Origin of the sequence: Azotobacter vinelandii CA (genome assembly GCF_000380335.1) — a bacterium.
In the GTDB taxonomy this organism is placed as follows: Bacteria; Pseudomonadota; Gammaproteobacteria; order Pseudomonadales; family Pseudomonadaceae; genus Azotobacter; species Azotobacter vinelandii.
Genome location: NC_021149.1, coordinates 251,504 through 269,394 on the forward strand (window position 1 = coordinate 251,504; position 17,891 = coordinate 269,394).

At 66.0% G+C, this 17,891-nt stretch carries 18 protein-coding genes; 5 read left to right on the plus strand and 13 right to left on the minus strand.

All coding sequences use genetic code 11. The annotated features are described in order from the left end of the window. Positions 1–187 precede the first annotated feature (187 nt). From AVCA_RS27195 to nifH, 3 genes are all read right to left on the minus strand, one after another. Positions 188–538: an AAA family ATPase gene (locus tag AVCA_RS27195; RefSeq protein ID WP_197471038.1), complete on the minus strand. Its 351-nt coding sequence runs from the start codon at positions 536–538 to the stop codon at positions 188–190. 150 nt (positions 539–688) lie between these two features. Further along, positions 689–886 carry a 4Fe-4S dicluster domain-containing protein gene (locus AVCA_RS01255; protein ID WP_012698954.1) on the minus strand — a complete coding sequence of 66 codons (198 nt, stop codon included), beginning with the start codon at positions 884–886 and terminating at the stop codon, positions 689–691. Between the two features lie 117 nt (positions 887–1,003). Beyond that, positions 1,004–1,876: a nitrogenase iron protein gene (gene nifH, locus AVCA_RS01260; protein ID WP_012698955.1), complete on the minus strand. Its 873-nt coding sequence runs from the start codon at positions 1,874–1,876 to the stop codon at positions 1,004–1,006. Between the two features lie 438 nt (positions 1,877–2,314). Here nifH and AVCA_RS01265 point away from each other — a divergent pair, with 438 nt between their 5' ends. The 5 genes from AVCA_RS01265 to AVCA_RS01285 all read left to right on the plus strand — a co-directional run bounded on the left by AVCA_RS01265 (position 2,315) and on the right by AVCA_RS01285 (position 7,114). Further along, positions 2,315–3,691 (plus strand): 4-hydroxybenzoate transporter PcaK, encoded by a 1,377-nt coding sequence (locus AVCA_RS01265; RefSeq protein ID WP_012698958.1) that lies wholly within the window; start codon positions 2,315–2,317, stop codon positions 3,689–3,691. A gap of 540 nt (positions 3,692–4,231) precedes the next feature. Beyond that, complete coding sequence (gene moeB, locus AVCA_RS01270) at positions 4,232–5,365, plus strand: molybdopterin-synthase adenylyltransferase MoeB (protein ID WP_012698959.1); 1,134 nt, start codon at positions 4,232–4,234, stop codon at positions 5,363–5,365. Between the two features lie 79 nt (positions 5,366–5,444). Beyond that, complete coding sequence (locus tag AVCA_RS01275; protein ID WP_231876174.1) at positions 5,445–6,209, plus strand: HesA/MoeB/ThiF family protein; 765 nt, start codon at positions 5,445–5,447, stop codon at positions 6,207–6,209. A gap of 16 nt (positions 6,210–6,225) precedes the next feature. Then, positions 6,226–6,498, plus strand: coding sequence for a MoaD/ThiS family protein (locus AVCA_RS01280; RefSeq protein ID WP_012698961.1), 273 nt, complete (start codon positions 6,226–6,228; stop codon positions 6,496–6,498). A gap of 133 nt (positions 6,499–6,631) precedes the next feature. Further along, complete coding sequence (locus AVCA_RS01285) at positions 6,632–7,114, plus strand: aspartate carbamoyltransferase (protein WP_236616330.1); 483 nt, start codon at positions 6,632–6,634, stop codon at positions 7,112–7,114. A gap of 26 nt (positions 7,115–7,140) precedes the next feature. Here AVCA_RS01285 and AVCA_RS01290 read toward each other — a convergent pair whose 3' ends face one another. From AVCA_RS01290 to AVCA_RS01335, 10 genes are all read right to left on the minus strand, one after another. Next, complete coding sequence (locus AVCA_RS01290) at positions 7,141–7,689, minus strand: NifB/NifX family molybdenum-iron cluster-binding protein (RefSeq protein WP_012698963.1); 549 nt, start codon at positions 7,687–7,689, stop codon at positions 7,141–7,143. Further along, complete coding sequence (gene nifN, locus AVCA_RS01295) at positions 7,686–9,068, minus strand: nitrogenase iron-molybdenum cofactor biosynthesis protein NifN (protein ID WP_012698964.1); 1,383 nt, start codon at positions 9,066–9,068, stop codon at positions 7,686–7,688. Before nifN ends, AVCA_RS01290 begins: the two co-directional genes overlap by 4 nt. Before the next feature lies 1 nt (position 9,069). Next, the gene (gene nifE / locus AVCA_RS01300; protein WP_012698965.1) at positions 9,070–10,479 is read right to left on the minus strand and encodes a nitrogenase iron-molybdenum cofactor biosynthesis protein NifE; all 1,410 of its coding nucleotides are present in this window, start codon (positions 10,477–10,479) and stop codon (positions 9,070–9,072) included. 227 nt (positions 10,480–10,706) lie between these two features. Next, entirely contained in the window at positions 10,707–12,275 is a 1,569-nt protein-coding gene (gene vnfA1 / locus AVCA_RS01305) for a vanadium-dependent nitrogenase transcriptional regulator VnfA1 (RefSeq protein ID WP_012698966.1), read from the minus strand. Between the two features lie 49 nt (positions 12,276–12,324). Further along, the gene (locus AVCA_RS01310) at positions 12,325–12,615 is read right to left on the minus strand and encodes a NifU family protein (RefSeq protein ID WP_012698967.1); all 291 of its coding nucleotides are present in this window, start codon (positions 12,613–12,615) and stop codon (positions 12,325–12,327) included. Positions 12,616–12,915: 300 nt separating this feature from the next. Further along, on the minus strand, positions 12,916–13,299 hold the full coding sequence (locus tag AVCA_RS01315) for a RidA family protein (protein ID WP_012698968.1): 384 nt from the start codon (positions 13,297–13,299) through the stop codon (positions 12,916–12,918). Positions 13,300–13,343: 44 nt separating this feature from the next. Next, positions 13,344–15,452, minus strand: a complete 2,109-nt coding sequence (gene spoT, locus AVCA_RS01320) for a bifunctional GTP diphosphokinase/guanosine-3',5'-bis pyrophosphate 3'-pyrophosphohydrolase (protein WP_012698969.1) — start codon at positions 15,450–15,452, stop codon at positions 13,344–13,346. 60 nt (positions 15,453–15,512) lie between these two features. Then, the gene (gene rpoZ / locus AVCA_RS01325; protein ID WP_012698970.1) at positions 15,513–15,776 is read right to left on the minus strand and encodes a DNA-directed RNA polymerase subunit omega; all 264 of its coding nucleotides are present in this window, start codon (positions 15,774–15,776) and stop codon (positions 15,513–15,515) included. 574 nt (positions 15,777–16,350) lie between these two features. Further along, positions 16,351–16,968, minus strand: coding sequence for a guanylate kinase (gene gmk / locus AVCA_RS01330; RefSeq protein ID WP_012698971.1), 618 nt, complete (start codon positions 16,966–16,968; stop codon positions 16,351–16,353). Positions 16,969–17,006: 38 nt separating this feature from the next. Next, complete coding sequence (locus AVCA_RS01335) at positions 17,007–17,870, minus strand: YicC/YloC family endoribonuclease (RefSeq protein WP_012698972.1); 864 nt, start codon at positions 17,868–17,870, stop codon at positions 17,007–17,009. Positions 17,871–17,891: the final 21 nt, after the last annotated feature.

The window sequence follows — 17,891 nt, forward strand, 5'->3', positions numbered from 1 at the left end:
TACGGAGAGCGGGGGGTCTGTACGTGGCTGTGCGTGGCCGTCGGGGCGGTGGCTTCCGGGCGTCCGTACGGGAAGTCCGGGGGACGGTTCCAGACCCGGAAACCATGGGGACGTGCGGCTGGGGATCGCCACTTCCGCGCCGGGACGTGGAGGTGGGCGTGGCTTTGGGAGCAGCGGCTCGGCGAGCTTATCCGCCGTCCCGGATCGGCGCGCCGCCGAAGCCGATCCGCAATGCCGGATGGCGCCGGCGCCAGTCCCATCGGTCATGCATCTGCAGCCTGCGGAACGAAGGTTCGTCGCCGGCGAACGGTTCGGCCAGGGTATCGAGGAACGGGCTCTTGCCGAAGCGGCATGGCCGGGAGAGGAAGTAGTGTGTCCCGTTCGATCGGTCGCCGGGCGAAGCCGGTCTTGTCGACGTAAGAAGTCTTCGCGGATCTTGGCGAAGGTCTGGATGCCGATGGTCAGCTTGTGGAGCGGGCTGTAGCTTGGCGAGCTGTGCCGCGATCGTGGCCGGTCGAGGACGGCGAACGGCGCGGATACGGACGGCTGTTGTCCGCGGGCGCTAGCGGAGCGGGGAAAAGTAAAACGGCGATCGCCCCTGAGGAAAAGCGATCGCCGTTCTGGGTCCGGCGGCAGGACGGCGCGGAATGTCCTGCCGCCGGCAACGGGGTGCGGAGTCGTTCAGTGTTCAGTCATCGAGCGGCTGGATGCAGAAGTCGACGGGGCAGACGCCGAGACAGCGCGGCTCGCCCACGTCGGTGCATTCGTTGCAACTGTCGGCTTCGATCGCGTAGTGATCGTCCCTGAAGACGATCGAACCGGTCGGGCAGACCGGCTCGCAGTCGCCGCAGACAGTGCATTCGTAGCCGTCGATGGCCATGGCCATGGTGTCAGCTCCTGAGGTCGGGTTGTTCGAAGGGAGGGCGGCGTGCGCCGCCGGCCGCGAGAAGCCATTCCGAAAGCCCGCGGCGCACGCTCCTCCGCAAACGCTGTGCTGGGTGAATCAGCCTTCGGCGGCGGCCTTGCCGACGACGGACTCGTCTTCGACTTCCATGATGCCGAATTCCATCAGCAGCTCTTCGAGTTCTTCCATGGAGGCCGGGTTCGGGATGACCAGCAGCTTGTTGTCGACGATTTTGCGAGCCAGGGCACGGTACTCGTCGGCCTGTCCGGCCTTCGGATCGTATTCGATCACGGTCATGCGGCGGATTTCGGCGTGTTGCACGACGTTGTCGCGCGGCACGAAGTGGATCATCTGGGTGCCGATCTTCGCGGCCAGGGCCATGATCAGCTCGTCTTCGCGGTCGGTCTTGCGGCTGTTGCAGATCAGGCCGCCCAGACGCACGCTGCCGGAGTGGGCGTATTTCACGATGCCCTTGGCGATGTTGTTGGCGGCGTACATGGCCATCATCTCGCCGGAGCAGACGATGTAGATTTCCTGGGCCTTGTTCTCGCGGATCGGCATGGCGAAGCCGCCGCATACCACGTCGCCCAGCACGTCATAGAACACGAAGTCCAGGTCGTCGCTGTAGGCGCCTTCTTCTTCCAGGAAGTTGATCGCGGTGATCACGCCACGGCCGGCGCAGCCGACGCCCGGCTCCGGGCCACCGGATTCGACGCACTTGACGCCGCCGAAGCCGATCTGCAGCACGTCTTCCAGCTCCAGGTCTTCGACCGAGCCGGCGGACGCGGCCATTTCCATGACGGTGCCCTGGGCCTTGGAGTGCAGGATCAGGCGGGTGGAGTCGGCTTTCGGGTCACAACCGACGATCATCACTTTCTTGCCGGCTTCGGCGAGGGCGGCGACCAGGTTCTGGGTGGTGGTGGACTTGCCGATGCCACCCTTGCCGTAAATTGCACACTGACGCAATGCCATCTTAGGAACCTCCGTTGATTCGTTGGCGTTTTGATTTGTGCCGACGAGAGTTGAGCAAGGGCGGTGCCACAAGGATCGATAAGTCGATGATTGCCTATTTTTTGGAATATAAAATCAAAAAAACATATTTAATTAGTGAATTATTTTAATTTTTGCAGGTTTATTGGACTCCATAAATCCAGGCCAGGATGCTGTGCGCTCCGTCGACGTACCCGCAGGTACAGCCGGGAAGCGATCCGTTCCGCATGGTACTGGGGTGCTCGACGGCGCCGGACGGCCGATCGGCGAAGAGGCGAGGGGCTGGATGGTACGAGGAATAGCCGGGAGGAATCGTTCGCTGATCGAACAGAAAGGCGATTATCGGCTTGTTGACTGGACTGGGGCGGTCGTAGCTTTCGGAGGCGCTCTACCTCCGACAACAACGACAAGAGAGATCCCATGAGCACTCCCCTTGCGCTTCCCGGCGAGGCCGCCGCATCCGGCCGCGCCCCGGTTCCGAAAACCCTCGACGTACAGGCCTTCATCGATTCCCGGCCGCTCGGCCTCTACCAGTGGCGCATCGTTCTGCTGTGTTTCCTGATCGTCTTCCTCGACGGTCTGGATACCGCCGCCATGGGCTTCATCGCCCCGGCGCTGGTCCAGGACTGGGGCATCGACCGCGCCAGCCTCGGCCCGGTGATGAGCGCCGCGCTGATCGGCATGGTGTTCGGCGCGCTCTGCTCCGGTCCGCTGGCCGACCGCTTCGGTCGCAAGGGCGTGCTGGTCGGTTCGGCGCTGCTGTTCGGCCTGTTCAGCCTGGCGTCGGCCTACAGCGATAACGTCGGCGAACTGGTGGTGCTGCGCTTTCTCACCGGTCTGGGACTCGGCGCGGCCATGCCCAACGCCACCACGCTGCTGTCGGAATACACCCCGGTGCGCCACAAGTCGCTGCTGGTGACCAGCATGTTCTGCGGCTTCAACCTGGGCATGGCGGCCGGCGGCTTCGTCTCCGCCTGGATGATCCCGGCCTATGGCTGGCACAGCCTGCTGCTGGTCGGTGGCGTGCTGCCGCTGCTCCTGGCGCTGGTGCTGCTGTTCTGGCTGCCCGAGTCGGCCCGCTACCTGGTGGCGCGCGGTCACGACGTCGGGCGTGTCCGCCGGGTGCTGCGGCCGATCGGCGAGGAAGCGGCGCAGGCCAGGGGCTTCAGCATCCCCGAACAGCGCACGGAGAAGGCCGGCGGCGTCTTCGCGGTGATCTTCGGCGGCACCTTCCGTGTCGGCACCCTGCTGCTCTGGCTCACCTATTTCATGGGCCTGGTGATCGTCTATCTGCTGACCAGCTGGCTGCCCACGCTGCTGCGCGACAGCGGCGCGAGCATGGAGCGGGCCGCCTTCGTCGGCGCGCTGTTCCAGTTCGGCGGCGTGCTCAGCGCGGTGGCGGTGGGCTGGGCCATGGACCGCATGAACCCGCACAAGGTGATCGGTCTGTTCTACCTGATGGCCGGCCTCTTCACCTTCGCGGTCGGCCAGAGCCTGGGCCAGACCGCCCTGCTGGCGACTCTGGTGCTGCTGGCCGGGATGAGCGTCAACGGCGCGCAGTCGGCCATGCCGTCCCTGGCGGCGCGCTTCTACCCGACCCACGGCCGCGCCACCGGCGTGTCCTGGATGCTCGGCATCGGCCGTTTCGGCGCCATCCTCGGCGCCTGGATCGGCGCGACCCTGCTCGGTCTCGGCTGGACCTTCGAGGATGTGCTCGGCGCCCTGCTGCTGCCGGCCGGCATCGCCACCGCGGCGATCCTGATCAAGGGCCTGGTCAGCCACGCCGACGCCACCTGAGTCTCGCCCGTAATGCCGAGGGCCCGCCGGATGGCATCCGGCGGGCCTTTTTCGTCGCTTCGCCGTGATTTCCAGGTGGGTAAGCCCAGGGCCGCGCGCGGCCCGGCATGCCTGCGCCCATGCCGGATGGGCATGACTTGCCATGGGAAATAACGTGCAATAAATATTTTTTACGGTTTTATGACAGGCGTCACTTGTTCGTGCCGTTGCGAATGGCCATCCGCGGGCTTCGGCGGTCGTAGATGGGGCGTGCGACCGATCGAACGGCGTCGATTCCGTATTTCATCGGAACTACGCGGGGCATGTTTTCAATATATGTTTCGTTCTATAAAAAAGTAATTGACATGCCAGTACTCGCTATTAACGCAAGTTTTTCACAGGGATCGAAGAAGTATTTATGTGTATTTATTTGTATAGCGCTTTGGCGGCAGAAGCGAAGACCCCGATGGGCATTGCCTTGTCTTAGATTATTTGGTTGAGTTCGTTACGATAAAATCCATAAGGACAGGAAGTAGTCCGATCGCTGCAGGGATAGGCTCAATGGATCTTTCAAAGCGGGAAATCAATAGATACAGCCGGCATCTGCTATTGCCCGAGGTGGGCCTGGAAGGGCAGTCGAGGCTGAAGCGGGCGAAGGTCCTGTGCGTCGGCACGGGCGGGCTGGGTTCCCCGCTGGCGCTGTATCTGGCCGCCGCCGGTGTCGGGCGTCTGGGGCTCGTCGACAGCGATGTCGTCGATTACAGCAATCTGCAGCGTCAGGTCATCCACCATACCGCCGATATCGGCAAACCGAAAATAACTTCGGCCGCCGAGAAACTTCGCGACCTCAATCCGGATATCGAGATCGTCAAGCACGAAACCATGCTCACGGCGGAGAATGCCTTCGACATTTGTTCCCGCTACGACATCGTCGCCGACGGTACCGATAACTTCTCCACGCGCTATCTGATCAACGATGTATGCGTGTTGCTGGGAAAACCCAATGTCCATGCCAGCATTTTCAGGTTCGAGGGGCAGGCTTCGGTTTTTTACGCGAAGGAGGGGCCCTGCTATCGATGCCTGTATCCCGAACCGCCGCCGCCCGGCGAAATACCCGGTTGCGCCGAAGGCGGGGTGTTGGGCGTGCTGCCGGGACTCCTGGGGGTCGTTCAGGCGACCGAGGTCATCAAGCGGATCCTGGGAATCGGCGATCCCCTCGTCGGGCGACTGCTGATGTTCGATGCCCTGGGCATGCGGACCAGCGAACTGCGGATCGAGAAGGACCCCGACTGCCCCCTGTGCGGCACTTCGCCCAGCATCACCGGGCTACAGGATTACCAGGCCTTCTGCGGCGCGCTCGCGCCGGGCGGCGGGGCCCGCGCGGAGATCGCCGCCGGCGAGGCGGCCGTCTGGCTCGGACGCCCCGGGGATGTGCTCCTGCTGGATGTGCGGGAGCCGCACGAATGGGACATCTGCCGGATCGCGGGGGCTGTGCATGTGCCCCTGGGCGAGTTGGCCGCGCGTTGCGGGGAGTTGGACCCCGCGAAGGACATCATCGTCTACTGCCTGATGGGCGCGCGCGGCCGCAAGGCCCTGGAGATCCTCGAAGGGCAGGGCTTCCACAGGGTCTGGAACCTGCGGGGCGGCCTGCGGGCCTGGGTTGCGGAAGTCGACGGGACGCTGCCCCTTTATTGACGACTTGTCGCGCGTTTCCCTTCGCCATCGCCGATGGGGAAGGCTTCATTGCTGGTTTTCGATAGACCGAAGGAATCTCATGCAGACTAAGGCGCTTAGCGAGTTCGATAGGGAACGTTACTCCAGGCAGTTGCGGATCGAAGGCTTTGGCGAGGAAGGCCAGTTGCGCCTCAAGGGCGCCACCGTTCTGGTTTCCCGGGTGGGCGGCGTGGGCGGTACCGCGGCGATGAACCTGGTGCGTGCCGGGGTGGGACGCCTGATCCTGGCGCACGGCGGCAAGGTGGTGCCGGAATACCTCAACCGCTGGCAACTGATCACGCCCGACGACCTGGGCCGGCCCTGCGCGCAGGTCTGGGCGGAAAAGCTCGGGCAGATCGATGCGGACGTCGAGATCGTCACGGTGGACGAATACATCAACGGGGAAAACGTCGCCGATCTCGTTTCCCGGGCCGACCTGGTGGTGGATGGCGCGCCGCTGTTCGAGGAGCGCTACCTGATGAACGACGAAGCCATGCGGCAGGGAAAGCCCCTGTGCATGGGCGCGATGTTCGGCATGGAAGGCTATGCGAGCACCTTCATTCCCGGCGAAAGCGCCTGCCTGCGCTGCGTGTTCCCGGAAAAGCCCGAGTACTGGACGGACATGAAGGTGTTCCCGGCGATCGGCCCCGGTCCGGCGATCGTCGGAACGACCATCGCCATGGAGGCGATCAAGGTGCTGACCGGCTTCGGCCAGCCGCTCAAGAACATACTCTGGTTCTTCGATCTTGAATCGAACACGACACGCTATCTCGAGATCGAGCGCGTGAAGGATTGCCCTGCCTGCGGGGCGAGCAGAAGCCACTGATTCCAGGAGAAAGACAATGCCGACCCTTTTCGTGCCCGCGCCCTTCAGAAAGTCCGTCGAGGACCTGTCCAGACTGGAAGTCGGGGCAGGCTCCGTCAGCGCGCTGCTGCGGGAGGTCGATACGCGCTACCCGGGATTCAATGCCCAACTGCATGGCCCGGATGGCAGCGTGAAGAAATACATCAGGATTTTCGTCAACGGGAAGGACATCAAGGCGCTCGACGGCATGGAAACGGCGCTCGATACCCGCGACGAAGTCTTCATCGTCTCGGCGATGGCCGGCGGCTGAGGCCGGCCCGGGGGCGTATCGGCCCGGTCATGGCATCGGGCGTCCAGCGAAGCGTCGAACCTGCACTCGATGCATACAGGAGGTTGTTTTGAGTTCCATGGAAAGATCGTCGAAGTTCTTGCCGGTACTGGGTATGGCAGTGTGTCTCGCGGGCAATGCGTTCGCCTCGCAGGCCTCGTCCGAGCGCCAGGCGGAAGTCGCCCGGCGCGGTGCCCAGGTGATGCCCTTCGCCTTGGCGCAGACCACTCACATCTTCGAAAGAACGTCCGACGGCGGCATCCAGAAGGTCGTCCTGAAGGACGGGGCGGACCCCGCCCAACTGACGCTGATCCGCCGGCATCTGCAGGAGGTCGGCGAACAGTTCGCGAGGCGGGACTTCTCCGCGCCGGAAACCATCCACGGCCGCGACATGCCGGGCCTGGAGGCGCTCAGGAATGCCGCGCCGGGCGAGATGTCGGTGAGATACGCCGATATCCGGGACGGTGCGCAACTGCGCTTCGCCGCTGGCAGGCCGGAACTGATCCATGCGATCCATGCCTGGATCGGTGCCCAGCTCGGCGACCACGGGAGGGATGCCGTGGAAGGCCATTCCGCGCATCACCATTCGATGCGCTGAGCCTTCGGCGCCCCGCACGGAAGTGGCTATTCCAGCTCCTCGATGGAGGTGATCAGGCGCAGGCCGTTGCCGGAGGGCGTGTGGGGCGCGGCGGGGTTCTGGGCCGCAGCGCGTTCGGCCTTGGCCTTGGCCCGCTCCACCCAGCTCAGGCCGCCGCAGTGCAGGGCCAGGCTGACCTCGTTGAGCAGGTCCTCGATGGTCTGGCCGGTGCCGACGATGATCGGCTGGATACCGGCCATTATCAGTCGCTTGATCGACGAAGTACCGATCGAGGCGGCGTAGATCGCCGAGCAGCCTTCGAGGAATTTCAGCTTGGCGATCACCTTGTCCTCCGGTGGCTTGGCGGCGAGACGCTCCAGTTCCTCGGCGCTGAGCTGCAGGTCGATGATGTTGGTCTGCCCGTCCGACAGCGATTTGAAGCGGTTCTCGCCCTTCATGTTGGCCTGGACGAACTCGCCGACGCCGAGCAGTTCGGCGTAGCCCGGCGAAATGTCGTAGACCATCAGGGTGTCGGCGGCGCCGAAGTGCAGGTTGACGTTGACCCGGTCGTTGGACGCGAAAGCGACTTTGATCATGCAGTGATGCTCCTCGCGGAAGGTGCGGCCGCGCCGTCGAAATCCTGGCGCAGCGGCGAGTGGTAGGGGGCGATGCCGGCGCCCCGGGGGGCGAACAGGTTGGCCAGTTCGAAGAGCAACTGGCGCGCGCCGCGGTAGCCGACCCACAGGCGCGCCGCCGCGCCGTAGTGGTCGTACTGCGGGAAACCCGCGCGCAGCAGCGGGATGCCGAGGCGCTCGGCGCTCTGCAGGGCGTGGGAGTTGCCGATCAGCAATTGCGCGGAGGTTTCGCGGGCGCGTTCCTCCAGGTCCTCGAAGTCGCCGATCATCACTTCCTTGATATTCAGCGCCTCCAGCGCCGCGCTGCGGCAAGGGCTGACCGCGGCGACCAGGCGGGCGCCGACGTCGTCGAGGAAGCGGCCGATGGCGACCAGTTGGTCGGCGTCGGCGCCGATGGCGATGCGCGTGCCGCCGACCGGGACATAGCTGTCGACCATGGCGTCGAGCAGTTGCTCGCGCTGGCGCAGGATGCGCGCCGGCACCGGGCGGCCGGAGACATCGGCGAGCGCCTGGACGAAGGCGTCGCAGTCGGCCAGCGCGGTCAGTCCGGGCAGGCGCAGGTCCGGTACTCCGGTACGCGCCTGCAGCAGGTCGGCGGCGCGGCCGAGGGAGTCACCGATCACCAGGGTCAGCGCCGAGCGGCCCATGGCGGCGATTTCCTGACGGGTGGTGCCGCCGGTGGTCAGGGTGGTGTAGCCCTGGGGCGTCAGGTGACCGTCGAGGGAGTCGGCCAGGTCGGGCAGGATCACCGCCTGCAGGCCGAAGCCCTCGATCCACTCGCGGATCGCCTCGACATCGGCCGGGGTCAGCATCGATCCGGCCAGCAGGTTGACCTGGCGGGCCCGCTGCGCCGCCGGCACCACGCTATCCGGCACCAGCGCCTCGATGATCGCCTCCACCGCCAGGGCGTAGCCGCTCTCCAGCCCGCCGAGGGTGTCCGGGGTGTTCACCGCGACGACGCTGGCGCTTTCGCAGCGTTCGGCATGGAAGCTGCGCAGCACGCGACGGATGTCGGCGCCCTGCATTTCCACCAGGCCGGTGGTGATCAGCCCGACCACTTCCGGGTGATGCCCGTCGATCACCGTGGCCAGGCCTTCCTGCAGCCGCTCGTCGCTGCCGAGCACGGTGCTGGCCATGTCCAGCGCGGTGGTCTGCAATGGGATGGGTTCGCGGAAGTGGCGGGTGAAGAACACCTTGCTGAACGCCGTGCAGCCCTGGGCGCCGTGCTCCAGCGGCAGGCTGCGGGACAGGCCGAGGAAGGCCAGCGCGGCGCCCATCGGCTGGCTGACGCGCAGCGGATTGACGCTCAGGGGCTTGCTGGTCTGGACGATCCGGGCCATGTCAGGCCTCCTCCAGCAGCGCGGCCCGGGTGCTGGCGCGTACCCAGCGCGGCTCCTGGCGCACGCGCTGCCATACCGGGCTGTGCACGGCCAGCGCCAACTGGCGGGCCAGTTCGACGAAACCGCCGTAGCCGGCGTAGCCGAAGTCGCGTTCGTGGTTGATGTCGAGGAACGCCAGGCGCGCCTTGAGCGCGGCGTACAGGTAGCGTCCGCCAGCGATGAGGATGTCGGCGCCGCTCTCGATGCAGGTGGCGATCAGCGCGCTCTGGTCGTTGTCGTCGATCATCCGGGCGTTCGGCCCCATCAGCTCGCGGATGCGCGCGCGGTCTTCCTCGGTGGATTTCTCGGTGCCGGTGGCGATCACCTCGACGCCGAGGTCCTGCAGCGCCGAAACCACCGACCAGGATTTCACGCCGCCGGAGAAGATCAGCGCGCGCTTGCCGGCCAGTCGCTCGCGCCAGGGTTCGAGCGCCGCCCTGGCCCTGTTTTCCTCGCGCAGGATCAGCAGTTCGGTGCGTACCGACAGCGACGGGTCGCCGATCGCCTTGGCGAAGTCGCGCAGGGCCTGGGAGGTATCGGCGATACCGTAGAAGCTGCCCTCGAAGAACGGCGTGCCGTAGTCCTCGCGCAGGTGGCGGGCGACGTTGAGCATGGCCTTGGAGCAGACCACCATGTTGGCTTCGGCGCGGTGCATGGTCTGGACCTCGCGAAAGCGCGCGTCGCCGGACAGGGTGCAGAGAATGCGCAGGCCGAGTTCGTCGAACAGCGGCGCGACGCGCCAGAACTCGCCGGCGATGTTGTATTCGCCGATCAGGTTGACGTCGTGCACCGTGATGCCGTGGCCGACGGCGCCTTGCGGCAGCGGCGCCGGTTCGCGGGTACCTATGACGTGGCGGTAGAGGGTTTCGCCGGCGATGCGGTTGCCCAGGCTCTTGGTGCCGTAGAAGCCGGCGCCGTCCACCGGAATCACCGGCACGCCCCAGCGCTGGCTGGCGTCGCGGGCCACCGCTTCGATGTCGTCGCCCTGCATCGCCGGCACGCAGGTGCCGTAGACGAACACTGCCTGCGGCTGGTAGCGCTCGACTGCACGGCGGATGGCGTGGAACAGCTTTTTCTCGCCGCGGCCCATGATCACGTCGACGTCGGACAGTTCGGTGGTCATGCCCAGGCGGTACAACTGTGGGCCGGAGGAATTGCTGCCGCGCAGGTCCCAGGAACTGCCGGCACAGCCGATCGGACCGTGGACGATGTGCGCGGCGTCGGCGATCGGCAGGATGGCGATCTGCGCGCCGTCGAAGGCGCAGCCGCCCTGGGTGGCTCCCGGGCGCGAGCGCGAGCAGCCGGTCTTGCCCGCCGTGTTGTGGGTGCAGGCTGGCTCGTCGAGCAGGTTCTGGATTTCGGTCTGATTCATCGTCCCTCTCCGGACGGGCGATGCCCGTCGCGTGCGGTGGATGGAAAGGTGCGGTCCGCCGGGCGGAGCGCCCCGTCGCGAACCCCTGCAGGAGCTGGAGCAAAGGTCGCGCCAATCGCGCAAGACCCGCGTCCCTGAAGGGTTCCGGCGGGTTTTTTCGGAGGGGACGTACCGTGGCGAACGATCCCTGTACGCGGTGGTACTTTCACGCGGGCGGTACGCCGCGCTCAGCGGTAGTCCTTGTAGTTGAGGTTGTACTTGCCCATGCGCAGGCCGAGCACGCGGCGGGTCAGGCCGAGGTGGGTGGCCGCCTCGGTCATGTTGCCGTGGTGCAGCTTGAGGGCTTCGACGATGAGTTCGTACTCGATGGCGCCGAGGCGCGCCTCTAGGCCGTCCGGCGGCGCTTCGCTGTCGCCGACCACCGGCGCCTGCAGCGACGGCGGCAGATGGTAGCCGTGGATCACCCCGTCCTCGCTGAGCAGCATGGCGCGTTCGATGACGTTCTCCAGTTCGCGCACGTTGCCCGGCCACTGGTAGCTCTGCAGCATGTTCAGCGCCGGGGTGGAGATGCGCTTGACCTCGATGCCCATTTCCCTGGAGAAGCGCGAGACGAAGTGGTCGGCCAGGGTGATGATGTCGCTGCCGCGCTCGCGCAGTGGCGGGATGGTGATGGGGAAGACGTTGAGGCGGTAGTAGAGGTCCTCGCGGAAGGTGCCGTCGGCGACCATCTCGGCGAGGTTGCGGTTGGTCGCGGCGATCACCCGCAGGTCGACGTGGATGGTGGTGTTGCCGCCGACCCGCTCGAAGCTGCGCTCCTGCAGCACGCGCAGCAGCTTGGCCTGGGTGGTCAGCGACATCTCGCCGACCTCGTCGAGGAAGATGGTGCCGCCGGCGGCTTCCTCGAAGCGACCCTTGCGCAGCCCGATGGCGCCGGTGAAGGAGCCCTTCTCGTGGCCGAACAGCTCGCTCTCGATGACCGATTCGGGCAGCGAGGCGCAGTTGAACTTGACGAACGGCCCCTTGGCCGCCGGGCTGTTGTAGTGGATGGCGCCGGCCACCAGCTCCTTGCCGACGCCGCTCTCGCCGAGGATCAGCACCGTGGTCCTGGTACGCACCACGCGCTCGATCAGTTGATAGACCTCGAGCATCGGCTTGGAATTGCCGATGATGTTGGCGGGCTTGAAGCGCTCCCCCAGGGCGCTGCGCAGGCGACGGTTCTCCGCCTCCAGGGCGACGTTCTCGACGTTCTCCACCAAGTACAGTTCGACCGCCTGGGCGGTGGTGGTGGCCAGGATCGACAGCACCTCGACGTCCAGCTTGAGCAGTTCGGCGTTGTCGTAGAGACGCTCGGCGCTGATCGTGCCCATCACCTGGCGACCGCGCAGGATCGGCACGCAGATGAACGACAGGTTGGCGTCGTCGCTGTCGCAGTCGCGGCTGCCGGTGCGGTTGAGGAACGCCGGCTCGTCGCGGATGCAGGGCACCACGATGCTCTGGCCGGTTTCCACCACCCGCCCGATGATGCCTTCGCCGAGCAGATAGACGCCCTTGCCGGCCTCTTCGGGGCTGAGGCCGAAGCTCTCGTGCAGGACGATGCTGCCGGAGTCCCGGTCGTAGAGGGTGACCATGCCGCGCACCACTTTCATGTGGCGCTTCATCAGGCGCAGCAGGATGCTGATGATGCTCGACAGATCGCCGCTTTCCGTGGCGATCTGGCTCATTTCGTAGAGCAGCGGCAACACGTCCGTACGGCACTCGCCGAGGCCGCATTCGCAGTATTGGGGGAGGCTGGACATGGGAATGACCACTCCTGTCTGGCGTTCTGTCTGGCGCATGGGACTCTACTCAGGGGGCCGGCAGTACGCGCACCGAGGGATTGTCGAGCACCTTGACCAGTTCGCGGCGCACGCCGCCGAGCGTCTGGGCGGACATGGCGCAGCCGACGCAGGCGCCCTTGAGGCGCAGGCGGACGATGTTGTCCTGTACGGCGACCAGCTCCAGGTCGCCACCGTCGCGCTGCACGCCCGGGCGCAGGCGCTCGACGGTTTCGCGCACCAGCGGCAGGGATTCGGCGGGGATGGGCGTTATCGCGAGGGTGGTTGCGTTTTCCTCGGTATCCAGCGGCGGATTGGACATGGCTTGCCTCCTCGGGCGGTGCCCGCGAACGACTGCTGGCGTGCGGCGCGCCAGGGCGGCGGGGCGGATTGTCGGATGCGCCGCCCTCCGTCGAAGGCGGCGCAGGTCATTCGGGCGAATGCATGACTTGCCCGGACGGACCGGACAGCGGGCGAACAGATCCTTCTCCCGCCCAGGACTCGGGTGCCTGGCTGGCGGGGCCAATGGGCAGTGTAGGACAAGCGCTATATATTCGTAAATATAACGCTGACAGGGGGGCGTCGATGGGAAAGGGCGGAGCGTCGGCTCCGCCCATGGGGTTCAGCCGAGGACCAGGATGCCGTCCATCTCCACCTGCGCGCCGCGCGGCAGGGAGGCGACGCCGATGGCGGCACGGGCCGGGTAGGGCTGTGCGAAGTAGCGGCCCATGACTTCGTTGACCTTGGCGAAGTGGGCCAGGTCGGTGAGGAAGATGTTCAGCTTGACGATGTCGGCGAACGAGCCGCCGGCCGCCTCGACGACCGCCTTGAGATTCTCGAACACCCGCACGGTCTGGGCTTCGAAGTCGCCCTCGACCAGTTCCATGGTCCCGGGATCGAGGGGAATCTGTCCGGACAGGTAGACGGTATCGCCGGCCCTGATCGCCTGGGAGTAGGTGCCGATGGCGGCGGGGGCCTTGTCGGTATTGATCACGCTCTTGCTCATGGAAAGCTCCTTCGGGGATGTTCCGGGCGGCGCGGCGTCGGCGCTCAGGCGCGCACGCGGGTGATGCGGATGACGCCCTTGAGGGCACGCAGCTTCTTGATCACCCGGGCCAGGTGGATACGGTCCTTCACACTGACCACCAGTTGGACCACGCTGGTGCGGCCGTCGCGCTCGTCCATGCCGATCTTCTCGATGTTGCCGTCCGCGGCGTTGACGCTGCCGGCGAGCAGGGCGATCAGGCCGCGTTGGTGTTCCAGTTCGATGCGCAGTTCGACGTTGAATTCGCCGCTGACGTCCTTGGACCAGGTCAGCGGGATGCATTTTTCCGGGTTGTGGCGGATCTCGCCGATATTGCGGCAGTTCTCCAGGTGCACGACCATGCCCTTGCCCGCCGACAGGTGACCGACGATGGGATCGCCGGGGATCGGCGAGCAGCAGCGGGCGTAGCTCAGCACCAGGCCCTCGGTGCCGCGGATCGCCAGCGGGCCTTCGGCGCTGGGGATCTCCTCGCCCTCGCTGGCCAGCAGGCGTCGGGCCACCACGTAGGCCATGCGGTTGCCGAGACCGATGTCCTCCAGCAAGTCCTCGAAGACCTCCATGCGGTATTCGTCGAGCACCTGGCGGATGCGCTCCGCTGGGATCTGTTCGAGGCTGGCATCGAAGCCGGCGAGCACCTTGTTCAGCAGGCGCTCGCCGAGGCTGATGGATTCCGAGCGGCGCTGCTGCTTGAGGGCGTGGCGGATGTGGGTGCGCGCCTTGGCGGTGACCACGAAGTTCAGCCAGGCCGGATTCGGCCGCGCGCCCGGAGCGGTTACGATCTCCACCGTGGAGCCGCTCTCCAGCGGCTGGGAGAGCGGCGCCAGGCGGCGGTTGATGCGGCAGGCGATGCAACTGTTGCCGATGTCGGTGTGCACCGCGTAGGCGAAGTCGACCGCGGTGGAGCCCTTCTGCAACTCCATGATGCGGCCCTTGGGCGTGAACACGTAGACCTCGTCGGGGAACAGGTCGATCTTCACGCTCTCGATGAATTCCAGCGAGTTGCCGGCGCTCTGCTGCAGCTCCAGCACGCCCTTGACCCACTGCCGGGCCCGCGCGTGGTTGCCCTTGATCGGGTCCTCGTCGCCGGACTTGTACAGCCAGTGGGCGGCGATGCCGTTGTTGGCCAGTTCCTCCATCTCGCGGGTGCGGATCTGGATCTCGATGGGCACGCCGTGCATGCCGAACAGGGTGGTGTGCAGCGACTGGTAGCCGTTGGCCTTGGGAATCGCGATGTAGTCCTTGAAGCGGCCGGGCAGCGGCTTGTAGAGGTTGTGCACGGCGCCGAGCACGCGGTAGCAGGTGTCGACCTTGTCGACCACGATGCGGAAGGCGTAGACGTCCATGATCTCGTTGAACGCCTTGCGCTTGCCGCGCATCTTCTTGTAGATGCTGTAGAGGTGCTTCTCGCGCCCCTTGACGTCGCCGTCGAGGCCCTCGCGCTCGAGGCAGGCGACCAGCGACTGCTCGATCTTGGTGACGATCTCCTTGCGGTTGCCACGGGCGCGGCGCACCGCCTGGCGGATGCGCGCCGAGCGCATCGGGTGCATGGCCTTGAAGCCGAGGTCCTCGAATTCCACGCGCATGCTGTGCATGCCCAGGCGGTTGGCGATGGGCGCGTAGATTTCCAGGGTTTCCTTGGCGATGCGCCGGCTCTTCTCGTAGGGCATGGCGTCGAGGGTGCGCATGTTGTGCAGGCGGTCGGCCAGTTTGACGAGGATCACGCGGATGTCGCGGGCCATGGCCATGGCCATCTTCTGGAAGTTCTCGGCCTGCGCCTCGGCCTTGTTCTCGAACTTCATCTGGGTCAGTTTGCTGACCCCGTCGACCAGTTCGGCGACGGTTTCGCCGAACTGCTCGACCAGCGCCTCCTTGGGAATGCCGGTGTCCTCGATCACGTCATGGAGCATCGCGGCCATCAGGCTCTGATGGTCCATGTGCATGTCGGCGAGGATGTTGGCGACGGCGAGGGGATGGGTGACGTAGGGCTCGCCGCTGCGTCGACGCTGGCCGTCGTGGGCCTGCTCGGCGTAGTAATAGGCTCGGCGGACCAGGTTGACCTGGTCCGGGGCAAGGTAGGTCAGGAGCCGATCGGCAAGGGTGTCTATGCTGGCCAAGGACGCTCCCCCTGGCCGGCGAACACTGCTCCCGTGCCGCGACCGCTGTCTGACATCGTGTTACAGGGCCTCGTTGCTATCTTCCTCGAAGGCGGCGAACAGTGGCTCCTCGGCGACGATCTCGTCCTGGGCGATGACGTTGTAGTCGACCAGGCCCGCGGCGATCTCGCGCAGGGCGACCACGGTGGGCTTGTCATTCTCCCAGGGCAGGCGCGGCTCCTTGCCGCCGGTGGCCAACTGGCGCGCGCGCTTGCTGGCGAGCATGACCAGCTCGAAGCGGTTATCGACGTTTTCCAGGCAGTCTTCAACGGTAACGCGGGCCATGGTGTTCCTCGTGACGAAATGAGTGTTGCAGTGCCAAATGGACAAGCGGACTGACTAGTCTAGGAAAACGCCACTTCGAAGGGAAGGGCCAAATGGCCGTGCGGTCATTGCCCCGAACTGGCAACCGCTGTCGGCCTCGTCGCGAAGCCGACAGCGGCAGGAGAAGACGGCCGGCGTTGCGACGGGCTCGCCGGTCGCCTTCCGGGACACGCGATTTTCCTGCCTATATAAAGAAACATATCGGTTGCGGCCGGCTGCGGCCGATCCGCTGGGGCCGGTTTTCGGTCCTGTACCGAGTGGAGTGCTGCTTGCCGGGTCTTCCGCTATTCATCCATAGGCATAGCGGTGAGCGCACGACGTGAAAGCGGCTGAATCCTGCAGGTCCCTTGCAGCGGCCGGGGCTTCGTCGCCGGCCCGCCATCGGCTTGATCGGCCCGGCCTGGTGCCGAAGCGGCTGCCGATGGTCCTGCTCGGGGCGATCCTGCCTGGGGCGATCCTGCCGGTGTCCGCGCTGAAGACCTTCCTGCAGAGACGCCGGGCCGCCCGGCGGCCGGGGTCGCGCAGGCGCGCGGCTTCAGGCCAGCAGTTCGGCGAGCAGGTCGCCGTGGCGGCGCTGCTGGGCTTCCAGCTGCAACTGGCGGGCGCGGAAGATCGACTTCAGGTCTTCGAGGGCGTGGGCGAAGTTGTCGTTGATCACCAGGTAGTCGTATTCCACGTAGTGGCTCATCTCGCTGACCGCCTCGCGCATGCGCCGCTCGATGATCTCGTCGCTGTCCTGGCCGCGGTTGGTCAGGCGATGGCGCAGGGCTTGCTGGCTCGGCGGCAGGATGAAGATGGATTGCGCCTGGGGCAGCAGCCTGCGGACCTGCTGGGCGCCCTGCCAGTCGATCTCCAGGATCAGGTCGTAGCCCTCGGCCAGGGTCTGCTCCAGCCACAGCTGCGAGGTGCCGTAGAGGTTGCCGAAGACTTCCGCGTGCTCGAGGAATTCGCCCCGCTCGAGCATGCCGAGGAAGGTCGGGCGGTCGACGAAGTGGTAGTTCACGCCTTCGACCTCGCCCGGGCGCATGCCGCGGGTGGTATGCGAGACCGATACCCGCACCTGTGGCAGGGCGTCGATCAGGGCCTTGACCAGGCTGGTCTTGCCGGCGCCGGAAGGTGCGGAAATGATGTAGAGGGTGCCGGTGGCGGACATGGACGTTTCCTGAGCGCGGATTCTCGTGGAGTGGGGCTTCACTCGATGTTCTGTACCTGCTCGCGCATCTGTTCGATCAATACCTTGAGGTTGACCGCGGTCTGCGTGGAGCGGGGATCGAAGGCCTTGGAGCCAAGGGTGTTGGCCTCGCGGTTGAGTTCCTGCATCAGGAAGTCCAGCCGGCGGCCGACCGTGCCGCTGTCCTTGAGCACGCGGCGGACCTCGGCGATGTGGGTGCAGAGGCGATCCAGTTCCTCGGCCGCGTCGCTCTTCTGGGCGAGCAGCACCAGTTCCTGTTCGAGGCGTAGCGGGTCCAGTTCCAGCTGCGTGTCGCGGAAACGGTCGAGGATCTTCTGGCGCTGGTTGGCGAGCATCTGCGGGACCAACTGGCGCAGGTTCTCGACCTCCTGGAGCATGGCGTCCAGGCGTTCCTCGAGCAACCGGGCCAGTTCCGCGCCTTCGCGGGCGCGGCCGGCCTTGAGCTGGGCCAGGGCCTCGTCGAACAGGCTCAGGGCTTCGGCGCTGAGGCGCTGGTGATCGGCGGCATCGGCCACCAGCACGCCGGGCCAAGCCAGCACGTCGAAGGGGTCGATCGGGGCCGGCTGGCGGATCAGGGCGGCGATGTCCTCGGCGGCGGCCACCAGTTGGCTGGCACGTTCGCGGTCGATCTGCAACGGCTGTCCGGCGCTGCCTTCGTCGAAGCGCAGGGTGCATTCGACCTTGCCGCGGGAAAGCCCCTGGCGCAGGGCGTCGCGCAGGGCGCCCTCGAGATCGAGGAAGGCCTCCGGCAGACGCAGGTGCGGTTCGAGGTAGCGATGATTGACCGAGCGCAGTTCCCAGCTCAGGGTGCCGTGGGCGCCGGCCCGCTCGACGCGGGCGAAGGCAGTCATGCTGTGCGCCATGGTGTCCACCTCTCGGATCGT

Coding starts and splice junctions, on each gene's coding strand:
- AVCA_RS01255 (WP_012698954.1), bottom strand. CDS start 886: ATGGCCATGGCCATCGACGGCTACGAATGCACTGTCTGCGGCGACTGC.
- nifH (WP_012698955.1), bottom strand. CDS start 1,876: ATGGCATTGCGTCAGTGTGCAATTTACGGCAAGGGTGGCATCGGCAAG.
- AVCA_RS01265 (WP_012698958.1), top strand. CDS start 2,315: ATGAGCACTCCCCTTGCGCTTCCCGGCGAGGCCGCCGCATCCGGCCGC.
- moeB (WP_012698959.1), top strand. CDS start 4,232: ATGGATCTTTCAAAGCGGGAAATCAATAGATACAGCCGGCATCTGCTA.
- AVCA_RS01275 (WP_231876174.1), top strand. CDS start 5,445: ATGCAGACTAAGGCGCTTAGCGAGTTCGATAGGGAACGTTACTCCAGG.
- AVCA_RS01280 (WP_012698961.1), top strand. CDS start 6,226: ATGCCGACCCTTTTCGTGCCCGCGCCCTTCAGAAAGTCCGTCGAGGAC.
- AVCA_RS01285 (WP_236616330.1), top strand. CDS start 6,632: ATGGCAGTGTGTCTCGCGGGCAATGCGTTCGCCTCGCAGGCCTCGTCC.
- AVCA_RS01290 (WP_012698963.1), bottom strand. CDS start 7,689: ATGATCAAAGTCGCTTTCGCGTCCAACGACCGGGTCAACGTCAACCTG.
- nifN (WP_012698964.1), bottom strand. CDS start 9,068: ATGGCCCGGATCGTCCAGACCAGCAAGCCCCTGAGCGTCAATCCGCTG.
- nifE (WP_012698965.1), bottom strand. CDS start 10,479: ATGAATCAGACCGAAATCCAGAACCTGCTCGACGAGCCAGCCTGCACC.
- vnfA1 (WP_012698966.1), bottom strand. CDS start 12,275: ATGTCCAGCCTCCCCCAATACTGCGAATGCGGCCTCGGCGAGTGCCGT.
- AVCA_RS01310 (WP_012698967.1), bottom strand. CDS start 12,615: ATGTCCAATCCGCCGCTGGATACCGAGGAAAACGCAACCACCCTCGCG.
- AVCA_RS01315 (WP_012698968.1), bottom strand. CDS start 13,299: ATGAGCAAGAGCGTGATCAATACCGACAAGGCCCCCGCCGCCATCGGC.
- rpoZ (WP_012698970.1), bottom strand. CDS start 15,776: ATGGCCCGCGTTACCGTTGAAGACTGCCTGGAAAACGTCGATAACCGC.
- gmk (WP_012698971.1), bottom strand. CDS start 16,968: ATGTCCGCCACCGGCACCCTCTACATCATTTCCGCACCTTCCGGCGCC.
- AVCA_RS01335 (WP_012698972.1), bottom strand. CDS start 17,870: ATGGCGCACAGCATGACTGCCTTCGCCCGCGTCGAGCGGGCCGGCGCC.